The following is a 1,258-nucleotide window of genomic DNA, read 5'->3' as shown; positions in this document are numbered from 1 at the left end:
CGAACAGTGGGGCTACGTCGGTGCTAAATCACGTCAGCGCTGGCTGTTTTACGCGTATGACAGGATACGGAGGAGGGTTGTGGCGCACGTCTTCGGTGAACGCACTCTGGCCACACTGGAGCGTCTTCTGAGCCTGCTGTCGGCCTTTGAGGTCGTGGTATGGATGACGGATGGCTGGCCGCTGTATGAATCACGCCTGAAGGGAAAGCTGCACGTTATCAGCAAGCGTTACACTCAGCGCATTGAGCGACATAATCTGAATCTGAGACAACATCTGGCAAGGCTGGGACGGAAGTCACTGTCGTTCTCAAAATCGGTGGAGCTGCATGACAAGGTCATCGGGCATTATCTGAACATAAAACACTATCAGTAAGTTGGCAGCATTACCTGCAATTACTGCATTGAATTTCTATCAAGGCGATGTTCCTTCTGTCATGATCCGAATCCAACCGGAAAATATGAGTCCATTCATCATAGATATTTCTACAGGAGAACATGATAATTATATCATACGAACATTAGATGTAGGCACTTTTGCACCTTTTGGTGAACAATGTACTTGCTCAGCCGTCAATAAAAAAGAGCTGGAATGTATTAAGGAGACGATTTCTAAGTATTGCGCAAAGTTCACCCAAAAAGAAGCCATCTTAACAGCCCCTACGCACTTTAATAAAACCTGCATTACTTCAGATTGTTGGCAAATTCTCTTTTTTTCACCCGATCATTTTAATAATGATTTTTATTGATTATTTATAAAGGATAAAATAATGTTCCCTGTTTCATCAATTGGTAATGATATTAGTAGTGATTTAGTCCGTCGAAAAATGAATGACCTTCCTGAAATCCCCATAGAAAATAATCTCGAAGCACTAGCACCAGGTATAGAAAAACTAAAACAGACCTCGGTGATGCTGCCAACTTACTGATTTAGTGTATGATGGTGATTTTAAGGTGCTTGCGTGGCTTCCATTTCCATCAGATGTCCTTCCTGCTCCGCTACTGAAGGCGTGGTGCGTAACGGCAAAAGCACTGCCGGACATCAGCGCTATCTCTGCTCTCATTGCCGTAAAACATGGCAACTACAGTTCACTTACACCGCCTCTCAGCCCGGTACGCACCAGAAATCATTGATATGGCCATGAATGGCGTCGGATGTCGCGCCAGTGCACGCATTATGGGCGTTGGCCTCAACACGGTTTTACGTCACTTAAAAAACTCAGGCCGCAGTCGGTAACCTCGCGCATACAACCGGGCAGTG

General features: G+C 45.4%; 1 protein-coding gene and 3 pseudogenes. All 4 read left to right on the top strand.

Annotated features, from left to right (window positions below):
• Positions 1-373: pseudogene (locus BFF42_RS17710) on the top strand (IS1-like element IS1X2 family transposase); the annotation flags it as partial.
• A gap of 10 nt (positions 374-383) precedes the next feature.
• Positions 384-746: pseudogene (locus BFF42_RS17705) on the top strand (hypothetical protein); the annotation flags it as partial.
• 21 nt (positions 747-767) lie between these two features.
• The gene (locus BFF42_RS26815) at positions 768-926 is read left to right on the top strand and encodes a hypothetical protein (protein WP_158250041.1); all 159 of its coding nucleotides are present in this window, start codon (positions 768-770) and stop codon (positions 924-926) included.
• A gap of 33 nt (positions 927-959) precedes the next feature.
• Positions 960-1,258, top strand: a pseudogene (locus BFF42_RS17700) (IS1-like element transposase); the annotation flags it as partial.

It is taken from the genome of Shigella sp. FC1661 (assembly GCF_001712525.1).
GTDB classification, from domain to species: domain Bacteria; phylum Pseudomonadota; class Gammaproteobacteria; order Enterobacterales; family Enterobacteriaceae; genus Escherichia; species Escherichia coli.
Note: the sequence above shows the minus strand (reverse complement) of the source record. Positions and strands in the feature narration are given on the sequence as shown.